This is a genomic window from Paraburkholderia sp. UCT31 (assembly GCF_014397655.1).
Taxonomy (GTDB): domain Bacteria; phylum Pseudomonadota; class Gammaproteobacteria; order Burkholderiales; family Burkholderiaceae; genus Paraburkholderia; species Paraburkholderia tuberum.
The window spans coordinates 1-636 of record NZ_VZQP01000204.1 but is presented as its reverse complement, the minus strand read 5'-3'; the positions used below and the strand labels follow the sequence as shown (position 1 = coordinate 636).

Sequence of the window (636 nt, the reverse complement as noted above, 5' to 3'; positions counted from 1 at the left end):
ACTGCCCCGTCGATCCAACCGGTAGCTGCAACTCGTTGCGCCAGAAGAAACCGCGTTCGGCCGCGAGCATCGTTTCGCCGTCGAAGCCGCGCACCGTGTAGCGGCTGCCGATGGTCAGGTCATCGATATAGCTCAGCGTGTTGTTAGTGAACTGCCCATGCACGCTCGTCACGTAACGCAATGGCTGGCTTGCTATCCTGAACGGCATTGACAGGTTCGCGTCGAGGATGGCCATGCGGAAGCGGTAAGTCGGGCCATTCTCGTAGAAGTCTGGTGTCGCCCCGAGTCCGTCCACACCCTGACGGTACGCGAGACTACCGTCGAACTGCGAACTGCCGAAGTAGTGGCGATCGGTAAGCCCCGCCTCGATGAACGTGTTGTTGCGCCGCTGCTGCGGGATAGCGGTGTCTTCAATGAAGCTTTCACCGAAGCGCTTCGTCAGGCGGAACTGCGCACCAAGTACGTTGTTCTGGCTGCGCATCAATACCCGCTGAAGTTTGAAATCGACAGTCTGCGCGTTGCCGCTCGACACGAACGTCTGGTTGACGCCCGCAATCTGCTGGTAGTACGTGTTCGTGTAGGCCGATAGCGTGCCGGTCCAATAGCCCCACGGAACCGAATAGAAGCCGTTCCAGC

1 protein-coding gene is annotated in these 636 nt (G+C 59.3%); it reads right to left on the bottom strand.

All coding sequences use genetic code 11. The features are described 5' to 3' along the window. Positions 1 to 636, bottom strand: a 636-nt coding sequence (locus F6X40_RS43785) for a ShlB/FhaC/HecB family hemolysin secretion/activation protein (protein ID WP_222946323.1), incomplete at both ends; no start/stop codon positions are given.